The 18528-nt window shown below is 67.3% G+C and carries 17 protein-coding genes and 1 tRNA gene; 8 read left to right on the top strand and 10 right to left on the bottom strand.

The genetic code is table 11. The annotated features are described in order from the left end of the window. Positions 1-8: 8 nt before the first annotated feature. The 4 genes from Rhe02_RS00600 to Rhe02_RS00585 are packed head-to-tail and all read right to left on the bottom strand — an operon-like array spanning position 9 to position 3186. Positions 9-998: a ferritin family protein gene (locus Rhe02_RS00600; RefSeq protein WP_203906001.1), complete on the bottom strand. Its 990-nt coding sequence runs from the start codon at positions 996-998 to the stop codon at positions 9-11. After that, a complete protein-coding gene (locus Rhe02_RS00595) occupies positions 995-1504 on the bottom strand; it encodes a flavin reductase family protein (RefSeq protein WP_203906000.1) in 510 nt (169 codons plus the stop codon). Before Rhe02_RS00595 ends, Rhe02_RS00600 begins: the two co-directional genes overlap by 4 nt. Continuing rightward, positions 1501-2010, bottom strand: coding sequence for a hypothetical protein (locus Rhe02_RS00590; protein WP_203905999.1), 510 nt, complete (start codon positions 2008-2010; stop codon positions 1501-1503). The genes Rhe02_RS00595 and Rhe02_RS00590 overlap by 4 nt, the downstream gene beginning before the upstream one ends. A gap of 15 nt (positions 2011-2025) precedes the next feature. After that, positions 2026-3186, bottom strand: a complete 1161-nt coding sequence (locus Rhe02_RS00585; protein ID WP_203905998.1) for an acyl-CoA dehydrogenase family protein — start codon at positions 3184-3186, stop codon at positions 2026-2028. A 260-nt stretch (positions 3187-3446) separates the two neighbouring features. Between Rhe02_RS00585 and Rhe02_RS00580 the strand changes: the two genes are divergently transcribed. Then, on the top strand, positions 3447-4847 hold the full coding sequence (locus Rhe02_RS00580; RefSeq protein ID WP_203905997.1) for a pyridoxal phosphate-dependent decarboxylase family protein: 1401 nt from the start codon (positions 3447-3449) through the stop codon (positions 4845-4847). Positions 4848-4992: 145 nt separating this feature from the next. Further along, the gene (locus Rhe02_RS00575; protein WP_373320563.1) at positions 4993-5715 is read left to right on the top strand and encodes an AfsR/SARP family transcriptional regulator; all 723 of its coding nucleotides are present in this window, start codon (positions 4993-4995) and stop codon (positions 5713-5715) included. Between the two features lie 6 nt (positions 5716-5721). On the opposite strand, the gene Rhe02_RS00570 is transcribed toward Rhe02_RS00575, so the two are convergent. Genes Rhe02_RS00570 through Rhe02_RS00550 form a run of 5 tightly spaced genes read right to left on the bottom strand, consistent with a single transcriptional unit; the run spans position 5722 to position 12726 of the window. After that, complete coding sequence (locus tag Rhe02_RS00570; RefSeq protein ID WP_203905996.1) at positions 5722-6180, bottom strand: nuclear transport factor 2 family protein; 459 nt, start codon at positions 6178-6180, stop codon at positions 5722-5724. Between the two features lie 54 nt (positions 6181-6234). After that, complete coding sequence (locus Rhe02_RS00565) at positions 6235-7053, bottom strand: thioesterase II family protein (RefSeq protein WP_203905995.1); 819 nt, start codon at positions 7051-7053, stop codon at positions 6235-6237. Between the two features lies 1 nt (position 7054). Beyond that, a complete protein-coding gene (locus tag Rhe02_RS00560) occupies positions 7055-8614 on the bottom strand; it encodes a long-chain-fatty-acid--CoA ligase (RefSeq protein ID WP_203905994.1) in 1560 nt (519 codons plus the stop codon). After that, positions 8611-12372, bottom strand: coding sequence for a type I polyketide synthase (locus Rhe02_RS00555; protein WP_203905993.1), 3762 nt, complete (start codon positions 12370-12372; stop codon positions 8611-8613). The genes Rhe02_RS00560 and Rhe02_RS00555 overlap by 4 nt, the downstream gene beginning before the upstream one ends. Positions 12373-12384: 12 nt before the next feature. Next, a complete protein-coding gene (locus Rhe02_RS00550) occupies positions 12385-12726 on the bottom strand; it encodes an acyl carrier protein (RefSeq protein ID WP_239123125.1) in 342 nt (113 codons plus the stop codon). A 210-nt stretch (positions 12727-12936) separates the two neighbouring features. On the opposite strand from Rhe02_RS00550, the gene Rhe02_RS00545 reads away from it, so the two are divergent. The 4 genes from Rhe02_RS00545 to Rhe02_RS00530 all read left to right on the top strand — a co-directional run bounded on the left by Rhe02_RS00545 (position 12937) and on the right by Rhe02_RS00530 (position 15514). Continuing rightward, a tRNA-OTHER gene (locus tag Rhe02_RS00545) sits at positions 12937-13022 on the top strand. Between the two features lie 49 nt (positions 13023-13071). Continuing rightward, complete coding sequence (locus tag Rhe02_RS00540) at positions 13072-13452, top strand: cupin domain-containing protein (protein ID WP_203905991.1); 381 nt, start codon at positions 13072-13074, stop codon at positions 13450-13452. Between the two features lie 11 nt (positions 13453-13463). Continuing rightward, the gene (locus Rhe02_RS00535; protein ID WP_203905990.1) at positions 13464-14726 is read left to right on the top strand and encodes an LLM class flavin-dependent oxidoreductase; all 1263 of its coding nucleotides are present in this window, start codon (positions 13464-13466) and stop codon (positions 14724-14726) included. Next, positions 14726-15514 carry an alpha/beta fold hydrolase gene (locus Rhe02_RS00530; RefSeq protein ID WP_203905989.1) on the top strand — a complete coding sequence of 263 codons (789 nt, stop codon included), beginning with the start codon at positions 14726-14728 and terminating at the stop codon, positions 15512-15514. The genes Rhe02_RS00535 and Rhe02_RS00530 overlap by 1 nt, the downstream gene beginning before the upstream one ends. A gap of 50 nt (positions 15515-15564) precedes the next feature. Here the strand turns inward: Rhe02_RS00530 and Rhe02_RS00525 are convergent, their stop codons facing one another. Continuing rightward, positions 15565-16539: an NAD(P)-dependent alcohol dehydrogenase gene (locus Rhe02_RS00525; RefSeq protein WP_203905988.1), complete on the bottom strand. Its 975-nt coding sequence runs from the start codon at positions 16537-16539 to the stop codon at positions 15565-15567. A 167-nt stretch (positions 16540-16706) separates the two neighbouring features. On the opposite strand from Rhe02_RS00525, the gene Rhe02_RS00520 reads away from it, so the two are divergent. Beyond that, positions 16707-17855, top strand: coding sequence for a sensor histidine kinase (locus tag Rhe02_RS00520; protein ID WP_239123124.1), 1149 nt, complete (start codon positions 16707-16709; stop codon positions 17853-17855). Then, on the top strand, positions 17852-18517 hold the full coding sequence (locus Rhe02_RS00515) for a response regulator (RefSeq protein ID WP_203905987.1): 666 nt from the start codon (positions 17852-17854) through the stop codon (positions 18515-18517). The genes Rhe02_RS00520 and Rhe02_RS00515 overlap by 4 nt, the downstream gene beginning before the upstream one ends. Positions 18518-18528 lie beyond the last annotated feature (11 nt).

Here is an 18528-nt window from a genome sequence, read left to right as displayed (position 1 = left end):
AGTTTCTCCTAAAGGATGCGCGGAGCCTGTGCCCGCAACAGGTCGATGGCCTCGGGGATGCCCATGTAGGCCAGGCGCGCGTCGGCCAGCTCGTCGTTCCAGCGCGCCGCGATGTCCCAGCGCTCCTCCGGTGTGGTATCGATCAGACGGGTACCGGGGAAAAGCTCGTAATCCCTCAGCAACTCCGCATGCGGCTGCATGCCCTCCTGGAAGAGCCGTTCGCGATTCATCACAAATTCCTTGTCCTCCAACGTCTCCCAGAGTTTGCGTCCCCGGCGCAGGATGTCGAGCACGTGTTCGCGCGACTCGGGGTGGTCGATAAGGTGCTGGCGTACAAAGGAACTGCCGACGGCAAGGTGCCGGATTTCGTCGATGGCGGCGCCCCGCGCGATCTCACCGGCCACCGGATCGAGCACCTTCCACTTGATTTCGCTCAGCTCGGTCGACGCGGCCAGGACGCCTTCGATGATGATGGCGAAGGCGACCACGCCACCGACGAAGTCACGCTCCTCGCGTGTCACCTGGGTGGCGAATTCGCGGATCGGGTTGAGGATCAGGCGCTCGTAGTCGGCGCCCACCTCCCGTACCCAATCCATCAGGCCCTCGCGCGGATGGCCGAGATCGACCAGGTGATTGCGGAAGATCATGTGATGGCGGGCCTCGTCGAGCAGCTGGGTGCTGAAGAACTCCAGCTCGGGGATGCCTGGGGCGGTGGCCACGTAGTCGGCCAGAACGCGGGTGGCGGCTTCTTCGTCGAGCGATCGGTAGGCCAGCTCGAGGCTGAGCGCTTCGCGCAGCGGGCCGGGCGTCTTCATGTATTCGGGGGTCGGGATGTCGCCGGAGTGGCCCAGCGGACGGCCACGCAGGGTGCCCTGCGCCACCGAGGTGAACCAGTAGGCGAGGTCGCATTGCTCAACGGTCAGTTCGAGGTTCGCTGCGCCGTCCAATAGTGACGGTGCGTCGTCCCAGTCGGCTTCTTTGGCAATGACGGTGGTCATGAACTCTCCTCCATTAGGGCGCCGGCGTAGCTGATCAAAGGCGAGCCGTTGTTGAAGAATCCGGCCATGGCCTGCGCCACGATCAGGTCGTGGTCGCCGATCGGGTGGTGGCTGAGCACCGCGCAGGACAGGTGGGCCACGCAGCCGGCCAGGAACGGCGCGCCGGTGACCCGATCGGCCCACCATTGCACCGCATGGAATTGGGCGTCGCCCGGCGGCCGGTTGGGCTTGGCGAACTGGGTGGCGAGCCAGGCCTGCTTGGTGGACAACACGTTCACGCAGAACTGGCCCGCCTGGCGGGTCATCTCGCTGAAGCCGGACGGGCTTCGCAGGCACACGCCCAGCACCAGCGGATCGCGGGAGATGGGGACCACGGCGCTCACGGTGGCGCCGTGGCGTACCCCGTCGAGGTTGACGGTCAGCACGGTCACGCCCGAGGCGATGCGGCGCAGCGCCAATCGCGCGGCCGAGCTGGTCTCCAGCTCCGACACGGTGGGAGATTTCAACTGCTCGCTCCCACCTGGACGCGCTCGTGGTGCACGGGCGCGGGCACCCTGTCCTCGTGGTCGGACCGGGTCTTCATGAGGGCCATCAGGCGCTCGTAGATCGGGTTCGGGGTCGGCTCGAACGGCAGCCCGAAGGGCTTGAGGAAGTTGCCGAACAGCCCGCGGTCGCCGTAGACGTGGAACGGGATCGCCAGCAGCGCCCATTCCGGCCCGAACAGCAACAGCCACAGCCCGACCACGACGGTCTGGGTGACCAGGCTGTGCATGGTGTTGTAGAGCACGTAGTACGTCTTGGAAATCCGGCCGTCCTTGCTGCGCCGGAAGGCGATCGCGCCCGGGATGTAGCCGATGAGATCTATGTAGAGGAACAATCCGGCCCATGCCCACCAGTTGATCTCTCCAAAGTGGATGATGGTGAGCACGATGGAGATGGCGAAGAACACCAGGTACTCGGCGCGGTGCAATTTGAAGGTGATGGGTGACTCGAACGGGTTTTTCTGGTCCATCCGACTCTCCTTTCGTCACGTGAGGCGAAGTGGCTGGCCGACGAAGTACTCGTCCATCTGCTCGGCGACGCTGGCGCGCGATGGCGGGTGGAAAGCGAGCGCGCGCACCGCAGAGCTCAGGTAGGCGATGTCGAAGGAGCGCATGAAGGCCAGCCCGCCCAGGTATTCAGCTGCGTCGTCCACCACGCGCGAGAGCAAGTCCTGGGTCGCATAGCGGGTGATTAGCACAGCGGCGACCGAGTCATCGCCGCTCAGGCCGGCGTCGATGGCCTTGGCGGTGCCCTCGACCAGGCCCACCGCCGCCTCGAGCCGAATGGCCAATGCGGCACGCACCGCCGGTGTCGCGCGATGGTGCTGGTAGACCAGATCCACCAGCGTGCTCGCGGCGCCCACATAGGAGGCCGTGGTCAGCAGCTCGAACCAGGTGAAGCCGGCCGTCTGCAGATCGTCGAGGCGATGCAGGTCCTCGGGGGTGCTGCTGATCACCAGTTCGTCGGGCACCAGGACGTCTTTGAGGATGACCTCGTGGCTCTGGGCGGCGCCCAGCACCGGGTTGGTCCAGAACGGCTTGACCGAGATACCGGGGGAGTCGGCGGGGATGAGCAGCAGCGCCAGGCTGGCCCGGCCCTGGTCGTCGGTGATGGACACGCTCGCGGTGAGGATGTTCATCGACTTGGACAGGCTGCACGGCTTCTTCGAGCCGTTCACGAGGTAGCCCCCGTTGGTCTTCTCGGCCACCACGGTGGGAAGCAGGATGTTCTGGTCGGTGCTTCCCTCGGCCCATCCGGAGGCGAGCAGAAGACCGTCAGTCGCGATCGCCGAAAGCATCTTGATCTGCTCCGGCGTCAGCCTTTCCGCGGTCTCGGCGAGGCTGAACAGCATGGCGACGGTGAAATGGTGCATCACCGAGGCGACGGCCAGCGAGGGCGACAGGGAGCCGACCGCCCGCTGGACCCGGCTGGCATCAAGGGCGCTAGCCGCGGGGCCCTGGTATTTCGAGGGGACCAGAAGCCCCGGGCCGCCGAATTCACGATAGGTCTCGACGACCGAGCTTTTGGCACCCTCGCGTTTGGTCAGGGGCGTCTTTTCGAGAGCCGCGATAAGGCCCGGGTGATATTTTTCGCAAACCTCCCGGGCATCGCGCAAAGAGCGAAGTCTTGCCGTGTTGGAATTCATTCCGCCACTCCTTGGGGTGCAATTACCGGCAAGTATCACAACCCGCGCTGACCTCGGCCTGACCATCGCCTGACGCTCGATGGGGCAAGAAAAGCGGGCCGCCAGGAGAGAGCGCTGTCCGACGGCCCGCCTCATTCATTGAGAAGGAGTGGCTCCAGTTTCCCGCAGCGCGCTGATCGAACGCTGACCATCACCTGACGCGACAATTTCGAATTGTTCGCATCAGCGTCCGATCAGCGCACCGGAATAGTTTGCACACTATGGAATACGCGGGCACGGACGTGCTGGAACTGGCTTCGCAGCAGGCTTTGGCCTATCTGATGGGACTGCCCGAGCGGCCCGTGGGCGCCACGGCCACCCCCAAACAGCTGCGCTCTCTGCTGGGTGGGCCGTTGCCGGCCCGGGGGATCCCCGCGACCGAGACGATGGGCCTGCTGGAACAGGCCGCCGAGGCCGGGGGCGTGGTGGCCAGCTCGGGCCCGCGTTACTTCGGGTTCGTGGTGGGCGGCACCCATCCCGTGTCGATAGCCGCGGACTGGCTGGTGAGCGCCTGGGACCAGAACAGCGGCGTGCACGAGCTCGGCCCCGCGGTCGCCGTCGCCGAACAGATCACCGCCGAGTGGCTGGTCGACCTGTTCGGGCTGCCCAAGGGCACGTCGGTGGGATTTCCCACCGGCTGCGCCATGGCGCACGTGGTCGCGCTGGCTTCCGCGCGCCACCACGTGCTGGCCAAGGCGGGCTGGGACGTGGAACACGATGGGCTGCAAGGCGCGCCCGAGGTCCACATTGTGGTCGGGGCGCAGCGTCACCTCACCATCGACCTGGCCCTGCGCTATCTGGGCTTCGGCACGAGCCGCGTCATCGTGGTGCCCAGCGACAGCCAGGGCCGCATGCGCGTGGGCGAATTGCGCAAACGCATCGCCAAACTCGACGGGCCTATCGTCGTCTGTGCCCAGATCGGCGATGTGAACACGGGCGCGATCGACCCGCTGGACAAGATCTGCGACATCGCCCACGAACGCGAGGCCTGGGTTCATGTGGACGGTGCGTTCGGAATGTGGGCGGCGGCGAGCCCGAAGCTGCGGCGCCTGGTACCGGGCCTGGACCGGGCCGACTCCTGGGCAAGCGATGCGCATAAATGGCTGAATGTCCCCTATGACTGCGGCTTGGTATTTGTCGCGCATGCCGAAGCGCACAGCTCCGCGATGCTCAATCAGCGCGCGGGTTATCTGCCCAACGCTGCGGCCGAGAAGCGTGACCCGATAGAGTGGGTGACGGATTTCTCGCGCCGGGCCCGAAGCCTGCCCGTGTGGGCGACCCTGCGCACCCTTGGGCGAGAAGGGATTGCCGAGCAGATCGACCGCTGTTGCCTGCTGGCGCGGCGTTTCGCCGGCCGGCTGCGGGAGGTGCCGGGGGTGGAGGTGCTCAACAAAGTGGCCCTCAACCAGGTGATGGTCCGCTTCGGCGACGACGATGAGCTCACCCGCGAGGTCATCAAACGGCTGCAGGAAAGCGGCCAGTGCTGGTTCGGCGGCACCATGTGGAACGGCCGGGCGGCGATGCGCATCTCGGTGGCTTCCTGGCAGACCACCGCCGATGATGTTGATGCGACAGTTTCCGTTATCCAGCAAGCATTCTCAGAGGCGAGAGCCGCTTCGTAACATAATTTGAGATTTGTTAAACATTGGCACCGCTGAGGCGTTTAAGGTCGAGCGCGGCACGGAAAAGCCATATGTGCTTATGTTTTCTGTGCTTGGCTCGATCGAGATCCGCGGAGTAGGCCAGATCTTGCGGCCCCGTCGCCCGATGCGGCAGACGCTGCTGGCCGCGTTTCTCGCAGCCGAGAATAAACTCGTATCTGTCGATACGCTGGCCGAAGAGTTATGGGGGACAACGCCTCCGGCCAAGATGGAAAACGCACTGCAGGCGCAGATCAGCCGCCTGCGCCGGGCGTTGCACCGTCTTGAGCCGGACAACAGCGCGGAGAGGCTGACCACCAGCGTGGCCGGCTACCGCTTCGCGGTGCACTGGAGCGAGATCGATGCGTGTTCCTTCTTGCACACCATCGACGCGATCCGCGCCCGCGACGGGACCGATCTGGCCCGCGACATCGCCGACCTGCGCAGCGCCCTGGCCATGTGGAACGGGCCGGTCTTCGGCGGGCTGGCCGGCGGCCCGCTGTGCCAGGTGGCGGCGCTCAAATATGACGAGGCCCGCAACACGGCGCTGGAGATGCTCTTCGACCTCGAGCTGAAGAACGGCAGCCACGCCAAGATCATCCCGGAGCTGACCGAGCTGGTGAACCAGAACCCCTTGTCGGAACAGTTCTGCAGCCTGCTCATGGTCGCTCTGTACCGGGCCGGCCGGCAGGCCGACGCCCTGGAGCTCTACCGCCAGCTGCGCCTGCGGTTCTCCGAGGAGCTGGGCATCGAGCCATCGCCGGTGTTGCGGCAGTACGAGATGGCCATCCTCAATCATGATCCGCTGTTGACACGTTTTGATCCGGAGCCCGCCGGCCGCGCCGCTTGAGGAGTCTCAGCCCGCCGCCGCTACCGGTGTGGGCTTGGCGGGCCGGGTGACCTTTCCGGTCTCCTCGAAGCCGTCGTTGTAGACGAAGGCCGTCGGGATCTTGTCATGGAATTGGTAGTCCTCGACGATCAGCCCATCGTCGTTGAGGGCCACCACGTTCTGGCCGGCCATCTGCAGGTCGCCGGTCACGTGATGCACCATGGCCCAGTTGAAGCGGATCAGGTGGTGGTGGCCGGTCGCGTTGTAGGCGGGCTTGAAGACGTATCCCATCGGGTGATAGATGTTGGCGGTGTAGGTGACCTGTTCCGCGATGGCCTCCTGGCCGTGGAACGGGTCGCGGCGATAGAAGATGTAGGTCGCGTCCGGGGCGTAAAGCTCGGCCACCTTCTTGCGCCGGATATCGGGGTCGGTCTCGTTCCACAGCTCGACATAGCGCTCTGCGAAAGCGTTTGGCGATATCGTCATAGCTCAATTGTGGCGAGGCGGCCTGACGACAGCCTGACTCGGTGATGATTCACCTCAGTGCGCGTGCTGGCGGATCACCTGGGTCAGGTCGGCCGCGATGGCGGGGGCGTGGTCGTGGATGAAGAAGTGCCCGCCCGGGAACTGTCTGGTACCAAGGAAAAGCGGGGTGCGGCTCGACCACGAGGCCATCGCCTCGGGCTGCACCAGCGGGTCGTCGGTGCCGGCGTAGGCGACCAGCGGGCAATCCAGCGCCGCGCCGTCGTCGCGATAGCTGGCACAGACGGACATGTCGGCGCGCATCACCGGCACCATCAGCTCGCGCAGCTCCTCGTCGGCCAGCAGCGAGGGCATCGCCGAGCCGAGCGCGAGCACGCCTTCAACAATCTGCTCATCATCGGGGACGGGCTGGGTGCTGTGAGGCCCGACCGGCGCCGAGCCGGAATCGGCGGCGGTGTGGGTGCCGGGGCCGTGCAGCCCTACCGGCGCCGAGCCGGAAGCGGTGGCGGCTTGAATGCTCGGGCCGCGAAACCCGACCGGTGCCCAGCCGGAAACGCCGACCAGAGCGGGTTTGACGGCGAGGCCGAGCCGATAGGCGAGCAGCGCGCCCATCGAGTGTCCGAACAGGACGGTTGGGCGGCCGTCCTCCTCCGCCTCCAGCACCGCACGCAGCTCGTCGAGCAGGGGATCCAGCTCGGTGAACAGAGGCTCGTGGTGGCGGTCATGGCGACCCGGCAGCTGCACCCTTTGACACGAGATGTCGCCGGGTACCAGCGAAGGCCACCGGCTGTACATGGCGATCCCGCCGCCGGCGTAGTGCAACAGGAACAGGCGCACCGCCGCCTCCGGGCTCGCCTCCGCGGGACGCAGCCACATGTCAGCCGGCCGCCGCAACGGCGTCGTCGCGCAGCACCCGCCGCAGCACCTTCCCGGTCGGGTTGCGGGGCAGATCGTCGACGAAGGTGTAACCGGTCGGGATCTTGAAGTCGGCGAGCTTGCCGCGCAAGAAGACCATCAGCTCGCGCGGCGCCACCCGGGCCTCGTCGCGCACCACCACCGCGGCGCGAACGGCCTCGCCCCAGCGAGCGTCGGGCACTCCGAAGACGGCCACATCGGCCACCGCCGGGTGATCGCGCAGCGCGTTCTCTATCTCGACGGGATAGATGTTCTGCCCCGCCACGATGATGGTGTCGTTGATCCGGTCGCGCAGGAACAGGTAGCCCTCCGGGTCCAGATAGCCCGCGTCGCCCATGCGCAGCCACCCATCGGCGATCATCTCGGCGGTCGCGTCGGGGCGGTTGTGGTACCCGAGAAATGCCGCCGGACTGCGCAGCTTGATGCGCCCGATCTCACCGGCGGGCAACGGCTGGTCGTCGTCGTCCACGATCTGGATCTCGCTGCCCGGGCAGACCCGCCCGGCCGAAGCCAGCTTCGGGTTGCCCGGCACATGTTCGGCGGAGGTGAGGCAGGTGACGAAGCTGCCGGTCTCGGCGGAGGCGTAGGCCTGCACCAGCTCGCAGGGAAAGCCCGCCAGGCACTCGCGCAGCAGGTCGCCATCGATGGGGGAGCCGCCATAGACAATCTTGCGCAGTGACCGGAAGGTGTCGTGGGAGACATCGGGCTCGGCGAGCAGCATCTTGAGCATGGCCGGCGCGGCCCAGATCAGGGTGACCCGATGCCCTTCGATCAGTTTGATCGCTTCCTCGGCGATGAACATGCGCATCACGACGTTGGTGGCGCCAACGTTGAAGGCGTGCATGAACCACGCGTACCCGCCGGCGTGAAGACCTGGGAAAAGGCTGAGGCTGCGGTCTTGCGGCAGCCAGTCGATCCAGTCCAGATCGTGCGCGCGCATGTCGGCGATGAAGGTGAAGAAGCTTCGGTGGGCCAGCACCACCCCTTTGGGCAGGCCGGTGGTGCCGCTGGTGTACATCTGCGCGACCGGGTCCTCGGGCCCGGTGCGCGGCTCCAGATCGGAATTGGGCTGATCGGCCTTCCAGGCCAGGAAACCGGCGGCCCGTCGGTCGGCGGTGTCCATCTGCACCACCGTCTTCAGCGACGAGAGCTCGTCGCGCAGCCGGTGGGCCACGCCGAGGAATTCGCGCTCCACGAAGAGCACCTCGGCCTGCGAGTCGCGCAGCACGTGATCGACCTCGGCCGGGGTGAGCCGCCAGTTGACCGGCACCAGCACCGCCCCGGCCTTGGCACAGGCCACCGCGATGTCGTAGTAGTGCTCCGACTCCCGGCCTAGATAGCCGACCCGGGAACCGGTTTGCAGCCCCGCCGCGTGCAGGGCGTGCGCGGTCTGGTTGGTGTCGAGGTGGAACTTGCCGTAGGTGACGCGGCGTCCCTCGCAGATGATGACGATCTCGTCCGGCCGCTGCTTGGCGTGCTTCGCCGATCTCGCCCAAATGGTCTCGCTGGTGAGCTCTGTCATGATCTCCCGCCTTGGTCAGCTTTGGTGGCAAGGTGTTCGGCTAGAGACTCGACGGTCGGATGGTCGAAGGCGACGGTGTTCGGCAGGCTTAGCCCGAGCTTGGCCTCCAGCGTGGCTTTCAGCTCACCGGCCATCAGCGAATCCATCCCGAGCTCGAGGAAGGAAAGGTCCGCGGCGATCGGCTCCTCCAGCTCGAGCATCCCGCCGACGCAGTCGCGAATCAGCTCCTCGATCCGGTCGACTGCCATCGCGACCTTTCCGGTCGGCTCCTGAGTCGGGGCGGGCGGCGTGGCGAGCCGGACGAAGCCCAGCCCCAGCGCCTCGGCGACCACTTCGTCGCCGTCGAGAATGAGGATGTCGACGGCGAAGTCGAGCCCATCGGCGGGCGGCGCCACCGCCATCGCGACCCGCAGCCGCTGCGAGCGCGGCTTGCGGAAGACCCGTACCGAGCCGATCGAAACACCCATCAGGTTTTCGCCCGCGGCCAGGGCGGCCATGCCGTGGGTGGCGGTGTCGAAGACGGCCGGTGGCAGGTGGTCGGCGGCGCTGATGCCGCTGCCGTCGATGTCGCTGAGCACAAGCCCATCGCGGTAACGGGTCATTTCCCGAACCCGGCGCAAGCCCGGGCCATAGTCGAGATCGATCTTCGCGTACTCGGCGTAGACCTCGTCGGGCGTAAGGGATGCCTCGGGTTCGCCCGGGGACGCCTCGCGATGACGCAGCTCCTGAGCGCGATCGCTGAGGGTGTGGGTGCTGTGGGTGGCGATGGTGGCCGTGACGTGGCGGCGCTGGATCGCCTCCTCACCCGTGCCGTGCACGCTGAAGATTTCCACGTGGGCGCGGCCGTTCTCGTCCCGGGTGGCGCGCGTGTGGACCTCGGTGGGCACGTCGCTGAGGAACATCGCCTCTTCGAAGCGGATGTCCTCAAGTGGATGGGCGGTCACGCCGTGGATCGCATCGCAGACCCCGAGCAGCATCTCCAGATAGCACGCGGCCGGGACGAAGGCACGCCCGCGAACCCGGTGGTCGGCCAGGTAATCGGCGCTGCCGGTGCTCAGCCGGGTGTGGAACTCAAGCTCGCCGCGGACCTGTGCGCCCAACACCGTGACACCTGCGGCGGCGCTGCCGCGCAGGCCGTGCCGGGTGCCGCGGATGGGCAGCCAATAGCGCCTGCGGTCAAAGGCATAGCCGGGCAGCTCGATCCGGGCGCCCGGCCGTCCGGCATGGAACCTGCGCCAATCGATGCTCAGGCCAGCGGTGTAGGCCTGGGCCACCGCTCGGCGGAGAGCCTTGCCCCGCTTGTCCTGCGGATGCAGGCTGGCGATCCAGCGGTGCTTGGAGTCGGTGACCGCCTGGCGCGCCAGCGAGGTCAGCGCGCTGGACGGGCCGACTTCGAGCATCACCAGCTTGCCGCGCTTGGCGACGGTCTGCATCCCGTCGGCGAAGTTGACCGCTTCACGCAGGTGGCGCATCCAGTACTGCGGCGTGGACAGGTCGCGCGGATGGCCGATCTGCCCGGTGAGATTGGAGATCAGGGTGAAGGACGGCTCACGGAACCGGATCGCCTGCACCGCTTCGCCGAGCCGGTCCGCGATCGGGGCCATGAGCGGCGAGTGGAACGCCGTGGTGACCTTCAGCGGGGTGACCGTCAGGCCGTCGGCGCGCAGCTTGTCGGCCAGCTTCTCCAGCGGCTCGGTGGCGCCCGAGACCACGGTCTGGCGCGGCGAGTTGATGGCGGCGATGGACAGGTCCGGCCACGGCCCGAGTAGTTGTTCGATCTGGGCCGCGGGGGCGCCGACGGCGAACATGCCGCCGGGCGTGGTGATTGACTGGATGAGCCCGGCCCGGGTGGCCAGCAGATGCACGCCATCCTCCAGGCTCACCAAGCCGGCCACCGCGGCCGCGATGACCTCGCCAACACTGTGCCCGATAAGCACATTGGGCCTTACTCCGAAGGAGAGCCAAAGCTGGGCAAGCGAATACTCGAGCGTGAACAGCGCGGCGTGGGTGTGTGTCGTGGAGTCCAGGGCCGTCGCGGCGTCTGGTGTCAGCCCGAACATCAGGTCCCGGATCGAGCGGTCGAGATGGGGCCGGAAGAGCTCGTCGCACTCATCGATGTGCTTGGCGAACAGCGGGAACTGTTCGTAGAGCGCCTTTCCCATGCCGACGTGCTGGGAACCCGAGCCGGTGAAAAGGAATGCCGCCTTGCGGTAGTCACCGGCGGGGCTCTGTTCCGCGCCCAGCTGCTCGGCCAGCTCGGCGACGTCGTGCGCCACGCACGCCAGCCGGTGACCGAAGTGGGCGCGGCCCGTGTTGCGGGTGAAGCTCAGGTCGGCCAGGCTGATCCGCGGGTTATCGGCAAGGAACCGTTGGTATTGCTTGACTTGCAGCGCAAGCGCCGCCGAGCTCTTCGCGGAGAAGGTCACCACGTGGTCCTGGTCGTCCACAGCGCCGTCGTCTGCCGTCCCCTCAAAAGGCGGCGCTTGCTCCAGCACGGCGACACCGATCGCCCCGGCCAGGCCGAAACTGTTCACGGTGGCCCGGCGCGGCTCTGCGCGCCACGGCTCGGTCTTGGTCGGGATCCGGACCGGGTAGCTGTCCCAAGGGATCCGCTTGGAAGGCGTCGTGTAAAGGTGTGGGTAGACCACGCCGCGATCCAGCTGCAGCACCGTTTTGATGACGCCGCCGATGCCCGCGGCGGGTTCCATGTGCCCGATGTTCGACTTGAGCGAGCCCACCACCAGCGGCTCGCGCCCGTCGTGGGCCGGGCCGAAGACGCCGTTGATGGAACCCATCTCGATCGGGTCGCCAAGTGGGGTACCGGTTCCGTGCGCCTCGACATAGGAGATGTCACCCGGCTCCAGCCGCGCGTCGGCCAGCGCCGCTCGCATGATGGTTTCCTGTGCCGCGCCGTTGGGGGCGGTGAGCCCGGCGCTTTCGCCGTCCTGGCCGATCGCGGTGCCGCGGACCACGGCCAGCACCCGGTCGCCGTCGCGCTGCGCCTCGGCAAGGCGTTTGAGCACCAGCACCCCGCACCCCTCGGCGCGGGCGTAGCCGTCGGCGGCCTCGTCGAAAGCCTTGCAGTGCCCGTCGGCGGCCAGCACCTGCCCCTGGGAGAGGATGGTGAAGATGCGGGGATGGTGCAGCGCGTTGACCCCGCCGCACAAGGCGAGGTCGCACTCGCCGCGACGCAGCCCGTTGACCGCCAGGTGAAGGGCGGTAAGCGAAGAGGCGCAGGCGGTGTCCGTGGTCAGGCTCGGCCCCCGCCAGCCCAGGAAGTAGGACAGCCGCCCGGACAGCGCATAGGCGCCCATGCCGGTGGCCAGCTGCCCGTCAAGTTCGGGATAGGGCAACGCCTCCAGCTCCAGCGCGAAGTCGAATGGGGTCGCGCCGATGTAGATGCCGCCGTTGCCGTGCCGGGTGGTGGACGGGTCGATGTTGGCGTTCTCCAGCGCTTCCCACGCCGTTTCCAGCAGCAGCCGCTGCTGTGGGTCGACGTAGACCGCCTGCTTCGGGGAGATGTTGAAGAATTGGGCGTCGAATTCGTCTATCCGGTCAAGGAATCCACCGGCCTCGGTGCGGATGGTGCCCGGCTGCTTGGGATCCTCGTGGCGAAAAGCCTCGACGTCCCAGCGGTCGGCGGGCAGCGGGCCGATGCCCGAGCCGCCGCCGCGCAGGAACTCGTCAAGACTGTCCAAACCCGTGCTACCGCCCGGGAAACGCAACCCGACCCCGATGACTGCGACGTTTTCGGTCATCTGGCTGACTCCTCACTCACTGACTGCCACGTCTCTCATCACGTCATCCCACAACGGCCGCTTGCCGTTGCCGGGCGCGGCCGAGTCGTGCTCGTCGAACAGGTCGGCGAGCACATCGCCGGCCAGATGATCGGTCATCTGCTCCACGGTCGGGCTGTTGAACAGCACGGTCGCGCTGATGTGGCAGCCGAGCATGCCCTCCAGCCGCTCCTTGGCCTCGGTGAGCGCGAGCGAGGTCAGGCCCATGTCGAAAAAGCTCTGCGAGGTGGATATGGGTTCGTCCTCGTTCATCAGAAGCGCGGCTCTGAGAACCGACAGGATCGTCGACTCCAGCTCTTCGCGGCGCTCCGACATGGGCAGCGACCGTAGCCGCACAATGGTCGAGGTCGATTCCATAGGTGATGCCCGCCCAATTCAGTCGAGGGATTTATAACAATCAGTAACATAGATAGGTGATGGGGCTCTGACGGTCCGCTGACGGATGACCCGTCAGCCATCGATCAGCCAACGGTCAGCGCGGCCTGCCATAGTTGGTCTCAACGGCGGAAGTTCAGCCGGGAAACTGGAGAGGTCACCGTAGCGGCCTATCGGATCCGGACTTCGGTCTGGAAGAGCTCCGGCTCACGCAGGTTCGAATCCTGCCCTCTCCGCTCGCGGCGAACCGGCTACGGCCGGTTCGCCTCTTTTTTGAGGAGAGACATGGCAGCGGACTCAGGCAAGCTAAATGTCACGCGACTTTACACAGACTCGGCGGGCGAATCCCATTTCCTGGACGAGACGGCGCAGGTGCAAGAGGTTGACTTCGCGCCTCCGGCCCCGCCGATGTTCATGTCCGCGCCGACCGAGGTCAAGCAGATGGTCTATTTGAAGCTGCCCACCGGCTGGTACGGCGACCTGCACCCAGCGCCCCGGCGTCAGCAGATGACGCTGCTCAGTGGGGCGCTGGAGGTGCGGGCCAGCGATGGCGAGGTGCGCCAGTTCCGTCCGGGCGAGACGGTTCTGGTGGAGGACACCACCGGCAAAGGCCATGCCAGCAAGAGCGTCAATGGCGAGTCGGTCGTGCTCGTCGTCCAGCTGTAGGCGGGAGAAGCATGAAGGTCTCAATCTTCGGGCAGGCCGCGTATCGCTACCTGCCGGACGACTTCGCCCAGCATCACGACTCGGTCTGCGACACCCCCTATTCGCTCGTGACCAAGGACGGCATGTACGCGTCGGTGCGCCATCTCATCGACGAGCTGCTCTTCGGCGCGCGCTGCGGCCTGGACGGCGTCTCCATCACCGAGCACGGGCAGAGCAGCTATGACGTCATGCCCAATCCCAATGTGGTGGCGGGCGCGCTGGCCTATGTCACCGAAGCCGAAGGGCTGCCCGTGGCCGTCTATCCGATGGGCCGTTCGCTGGGCAAGTCGCGCGAGCCGGTGAAGGTGGCCGAGGAGTACGCGTTGCTTGACGTGATGAGCGGCGGGCGGCTGGTGGCCGGGTTCCCGGTCGGCCTGAGCTACGACGCGAGCATCAACAACGGAGTGCCGCCCATCGAGGTGCGGGGCCGATTCAACGAGAACCTCGATCTGGTGCTGCGCGCGTGGCGCGACCAGATTCCCTTCGCCTTCAACGGAAAACACATCCAATACCCGCAGGTCAACATCTGGCCACGGCCGCTGCAGGAGCAGCCGCCGGTGTGGCTGACCGGGATAGGTAACCCGGCCACCATGCAACAGGTGCTGGAGCGAGGATTCGGCTTCAACTTCTTCGGCTTCGCCGGCAGCAAGCTCACCGCGCAGCGGATTTTCCCCCGGTTCTGGGAGCTGGCGGAACAGTCGAACATCCCGCGCAACCCGTATCGGGTCGGCTTCCTGCAGAACGTGGCGGTCGCCGACACCGACGCCGAAGCCGAACGGCTTTACGGCAAGCACATCGAGTACGCCTTCCACACCGGACTGGGCGCCATTCCGGCCGAAAAGCTCTCCCTTCCCGGCGGGATCGACATCCGCGGTGTGCAGGCGCTGCTCAAGGATCCGGCCGACTTCGGCATGTACGCGCAGATGCGCACCGCGTCGCTGCGCGATCTCATCGACAACGGCACGGTCGTGGTCGGCAGCGCGGCCACCGTGCGCGACCAGCTGACCGAGCTGTGCCAGCAGCACGGCATCGGCAACCTGCACGCGATGCTCAGCTTCGGGTCGATGCCGCCGGAGCTGGCCAAGGGCAACATCAAGCTGTTCGCCGAACAGGTGGCGCCGCATCTGCGCAAACTGTGGTCCGACAGCGGGTTCGAGCACCATTGGTGGCCGGAACGCTTGGGCGGCAAGCCCGCACCCGCCACCGCGAAGCCGGGAGAGAAGGTGAGCGTCTGATGTCCGAGGTTCGTCAGGAGACCGTCGAGCTGTGGGGCGGCAAGCTGACCGTGGCCGTCAGCGTCGCCGGAACCGGCCCGCCCCTGCTCTATCTGCACCAGGCGGCCGGGTTGGCGTGGGATCCGTTCCTGCAACACCTGACCGAGCGGCACACCGTGTATGCGCCGCAGTTTCCCGGTACCACCCTGGGAGATCCTTATTCGATCCATGTCGTCGACGAGCTTTCCGACATGGTGCTGGCGTATGAGGAACTGGTGCGCAATCTGGGCCTGGACAATCCGGTCGTGGTTGGACAGTCGTTCGGCGGGATGCTCGCCGCCGAGCTGGCCGCCCATTTCCCCTCGCTGACCGACAGGCTGGTTCTGCTTGCCCCGCTTGGGCTTTGGCGCGACGATGCGCCGGTGACCAACCTGCTGGCCGCTTCGGCCGAGCAGCTGCCCGGCATCCTCTTCCACAATCCCGAGGTGGCCAAGGTGGCCATGGCCATGCCGGAGGACCCGGAGACCGCCGTGGTCGCGGCCTCGCAGATGGTGTGGTCGCTGGGTTGTGCGGGCAAGTTCATCTGGCCGATTCCCGATCGCGGCCTGCGCCGGCGGCTGCACCGAATCACCTCCAGCACCCTGATCGTCTGGGGCCGGCAGGACGCCTTCGTGCCGTCCCGCTATGCCTCCGACTTCGCCGACCTCATCGCCCACAGCAAGGTGGCGATGATCGAGCAGAGTGGCCATCTGCCCCAGGTGGAACAGTTCGACCAGACCGCGGCGGCGGTCGACGAATTCCTTGGCTGAGCGGCAAAGGCGGATGAGGGCGATCCTGGCGGGGGTCGCCCTCATCCGTTTCATCCGATCGTGATGACCACCTTGCCTCGGGCGTGCCCGGTGCCGACATAATCGATCGCCCGGGGCAACTCGACCAGCGGATGCGTGCGCTCTATCCACGGGGTGACCTTTCCCTGGGCCATGAGCTGCCCCAACAGGTCCAGATCCGCCTTGCTGTTGCTGGTCATCATGCCCGTCATTTTCTGGGTACCGAATGAGGAAGCCAGCGAGACGCGCAAGGTGGACAACAACGGCCCGACCCACCTGTTCTTCTTCGGGCCGCTATACATCACCAGGATGCCGTTGCGGGCAAGGACGCGGCGGCGATCTCGTATGGATCGGTTGCCGGGTCCGTCGAGAATCAGATCGTAGCGATGTCCACTGTGGACGAAATCCTCACCGGTGTAGTCGATGACCCGGTCCGCCCCGAGCCCGCGCACGGTCTCCACGTTGCGGGTGCTGCACACCGCCGTGACGTGGGCGCCGAACGCCTTGGCGAGCTGCACGGCGAGCGTGCCCACCCCGCCGGAGGCGCCGATGATGAGCACCTGCTGCCCGGCCTTGACCTTTCCCTTGTCGCGCAACGACTGCAGCGCGGTCAGGCCCGCCATCGGGACGGCCGCCGCCTGCTCGAAGGTCACGTTGGCGGGCTTGCGGGCCAGCCGGTCCTGGCCGCACACGACGTACTCGCCGAACGCGCCCGAGCGCATCCCGAAGACCTCGTCGCCGGGCCGCCACCGGGTCACCGCCGAACCGACCGACTCGACCCGGCCCGCCATGTCGGCGCCGAGCATCGTCGGCTCCTTGGGCCTTCGGAAACCGGCCATCAGCCGCACGAGGTAGGGCTTGCCGGTCAGATGGTGCCAGTCGTAGGGGTTGACCGACGCGGCGATCACCCGGACCAGAACCTGCTCGTCGCCCGGCTCTGGCACTGCGACGTCTTCGAGCTGGAGAACCTCGGAGGTGCCGTACTCGCGATAAACGAATGCCTTCATGGCGGTCAGGTTGCCAAGGCGGGGGTGGTGGTCGCGTCGGGCCGATGGCGGCAACCGGTCTGCGCCCGCCGGGGTATCCGGTCGCGATCGCTGCGCCGCCCGGAGTATCGAGCCTGCCCCTCTTTGGCCGACGGCGCGCCTGGCTCGCGTCGCCTATGGTGCATGGCATGACAAGCGCCAGCCCGAGCCGGCTGCCGCAACGTCACGGCCGCGGCGGGGGCGGCCTGGCGCTGCTGACGATCCTGGTGCAGACGATCGGCACCATGCTCGCCGCACGCGGCCAGGAGGCACAGCTCAACCTGCTCGGCTATGCCTTGCTGATTGGCGGCGGCATGCTGGTGTCGGCCCGGCACAGCTCTCCTCGGCTAACCGCGCTGGCGGTGGGCGGGGTGACCGTCGCTTATCACGTGCTCGACTATCCGCGCGGCCCGACCTTCATGGCCGCCATCGTGACGGCGGTGGCCCTGATCCGGGCAGGGCGTCACAAGCTCCTTGGCCTGACCGCGATCGCCTGCATGATCGCCTGGATCGTCCTCGCCGAAGCCACCTTCGCCCAGGGGCTGACGTTGGCGGCGTGGGTTTTCGGTCTCGCCGTGGTCCTTGAGGTGGTGCTGGGAGTCGGGAGGCTGGCCGCCGGGGCCATGCGGGAACAGCGGCGTGCGCAGCAGGAGAAGCAACGCCGCCAGGCCAGCGAGGAGCGGCTGCGCATCGCGCAGGAGCTGCACGACGTGCTCGGCCACCACCTGTCGCTGATCAACGTGCGGGCCGGGGTGGGGCGGCACCTGATGGATCGCCAGCCGGAGCAGGCCCGCGCGGCGCTCGACACCATCAAGGACGCCAGCGCCGAGGCGCTGCGCGAGGTGCAGTCGGTGCTCAATGCGCTCTATCCCACCGGGCAGAACGCGCCGCGGGCGCCGCAGCCCGGCCTCGATCGGCTCGACCAGCTGACCGTCGACGCCGGCCTGCCGGTGCACACCATCGTCACCGGGCAGCCGCGGGCGCTGCCGGCCGAGATCGACCGGGCCGGGTACAGGATCGTGCAGGAGGCACTGACCAACGTGCGAAGGCATGCCGGGCTGGGCGCGACCGCGACCATCACCCTCGACTACACCCCGCCCGAGGCGATGCTGGTGCAGGTGCGAGACGACGGCGGCGGGCAGGGCCCCATCATCGAGCCGGCCGCGGAGGGCAACGGGATCAGCGGCATGCGTGAGCGCGCCACCACCCTGGGCGGCTCGCTGATCGCCGAGCCGATGCCCGGCGGCGGCTGGCAGGTAAGCGCGATGCTGCCCACGACCGCGGTGGAGAGCTCATGATCCGAGTGGTGATCGCCGACGACCAGGCCTTGGTGCGCGCCGGTTTCCGGGCGCTGCTGGAGTCCGAACCGGACATCGAGGTGGTGGGCGAGGCCAGCGATGGCGCGCACGCGGTGCGCCTGGCCCGGCAGCTGCAACCCGAGATCGTGCTGATGGACATCAGGATGCCCGGTGTCGACGGCCTGGAAGCCACCCGTCAGATCGCCGCCGACCCGTCGCTGGCCGGGGTGCGCATCGTCGTCCTGACCACCTTCGAGCTTGACGAGTACGTGGCCGAGGCGCTGCGTTCGGGCGCGGCCGGGTTCCTGGTGAAGAACACCGATCCCGCCGAGCTGATCCGGGGCGTGCGGGTGGTCGCGGCCGGGGAGGGCCTGCTCTCGCCCAGTGTCACCCGGCGCGTCATCGAGCAGTTCGCGATGCGTAAGGCCAGCCCGGCCCCACCGGCCCGGCTCGCCGAGCTGACCGAGCGGGAGCGGGAAGTGGTGGCACTGGCCGGGGCGGGTATGTCCAACAACGAGATCGCGGCCCGGCTCGTGGTGAGCCCGGCGACCGCGAAAACCCACGTGTCGCGGGCGATGGTCAAGCTCGGTGCCCGCGACCGCGCGCAGCTGGTCGTCTTCGCCTATGAGGCGGGGCTGGTCCGTCCCGGCTGGCTGCCCTGACCTTGCGCGCA

It is taken from the genome of Rhizocola hellebori (assembly GCF_016862955.1).
Lineage (GTDB): Bacteria > Actinomycetota > Actinomycetes > Mycobacteriales > Micromonosporaceae > Rhizocola > Rhizocola hellebori.
This window is presented reverse-complemented; position numbering and strand designations above follow the sequence as displayed.

Excerpts from the sequence above, each read along its gene's own strand:
- Rhe02_RS00600 (WP_203906001.1), bottom strand. The coding sequence starts at position 998 with ATGACCACCGTCATTGCCAAAGAAGCCGACTGGGACGACGCACCGTCA.
- Rhe02_RS00590 (WP_203905999.1), bottom strand. The coding sequence starts at position 2,010 with ATGGACCAGAAAAACCCGTTCGAGTCACCCATCACCTTCAAATTGCAC.
- Rhe02_RS00585 (WP_203905998.1), bottom strand. The coding sequence starts at position 3,186 with ATGAATTCCAACACGGCAAGACTTCGCTCTTTGCGCGATGCCCGGGAG.
- Rhe02_RS00580 (WP_203905997.1), top strand. The coding sequence starts at position 3,447 with ATGGAATACGCGGGCACGGACGTGCTGGAACTGGCTTCGCAGCAGGCT.
- Rhe02_RS00575 (WP_373320563.1), top strand. The coding sequence starts at position 4,993 with ATGCGGCAGACGCTGCTGGCCGCGTTTCTCGCAGCCGAGAATAAACTC.
- Rhe02_RS00570 (WP_203905996.1), bottom strand. The coding sequence starts at position 6,180 with ATGACGATATCGCCAAACGCTTTCGCAGAGCGCTATGTCGAGCTGTGG.
- Rhe02_RS00565 (WP_203905995.1), bottom strand. The coding sequence starts at position 7,053 with ATGTGGCTGCGTCCCGCGGAGGCGAGCCCGGAGGCGGCGGTGCGCCTG.
- Rhe02_RS00560 (WP_203905994.1), bottom strand. The coding sequence starts at position 8,614 with ATGACAGAGCTCACCAGCGAGACCATTTGGGCGAGATCGGCGAAGCAC.
- Rhe02_RS00555 (WP_203905993.1), bottom strand. The coding sequence starts at position 12,372 with ATGACCGAAAACGTCGCAGTCATCGGGGTCGGGTTGCGTTTCCCGGGC.
- Rhe02_RS00550 (WP_239123125.1), bottom strand. The coding sequence starts at position 12,726 with ATGTCGGAGCGCCGCGAAGAGCTGGAGTCGACGATCCTGTCGGTTCTC.
- Rhe02_RS00540 (WP_203905991.1), top strand. The coding sequence starts at position 13,072 with ATGGCAGCGGACTCAGGCAAGCTAAATGTCACGCGACTTTACACAGAC.
- Rhe02_RS00535 (WP_203905990.1), top strand. The coding sequence starts at position 13,464 with ATGAAGGTCTCAATCTTCGGGCAGGCCGCGTATCGCTACCTGCCGGAC.
- Rhe02_RS00530 (WP_203905989.1), top strand. The coding sequence starts at position 14,726 with ATGTCCGAGGTTCGTCAGGAGACCGTCGAGCTGTGGGGCGGCAAGCTG.
- Rhe02_RS00525 (WP_203905988.1), bottom strand. The coding sequence starts at position 16,539 with ATGAAGGCATTCGTTTATCGCGAGTACGGCACCTCCGAGGTTCTCCAG.
- Rhe02_RS00520 (WP_239123124.1), top strand. The coding sequence starts at position 16,707 with ATGACAAGCGCCAGCCCGAGCCGGCTGCCGCAACGTCACGGCCGCGGC.
- Rhe02_RS00515 (WP_203905987.1), top strand. The coding sequence starts at position 17,852 with ATGATCCGAGTGGTGATCGCCGACGACCAGGCCTTGGTGCGCGCCGGT.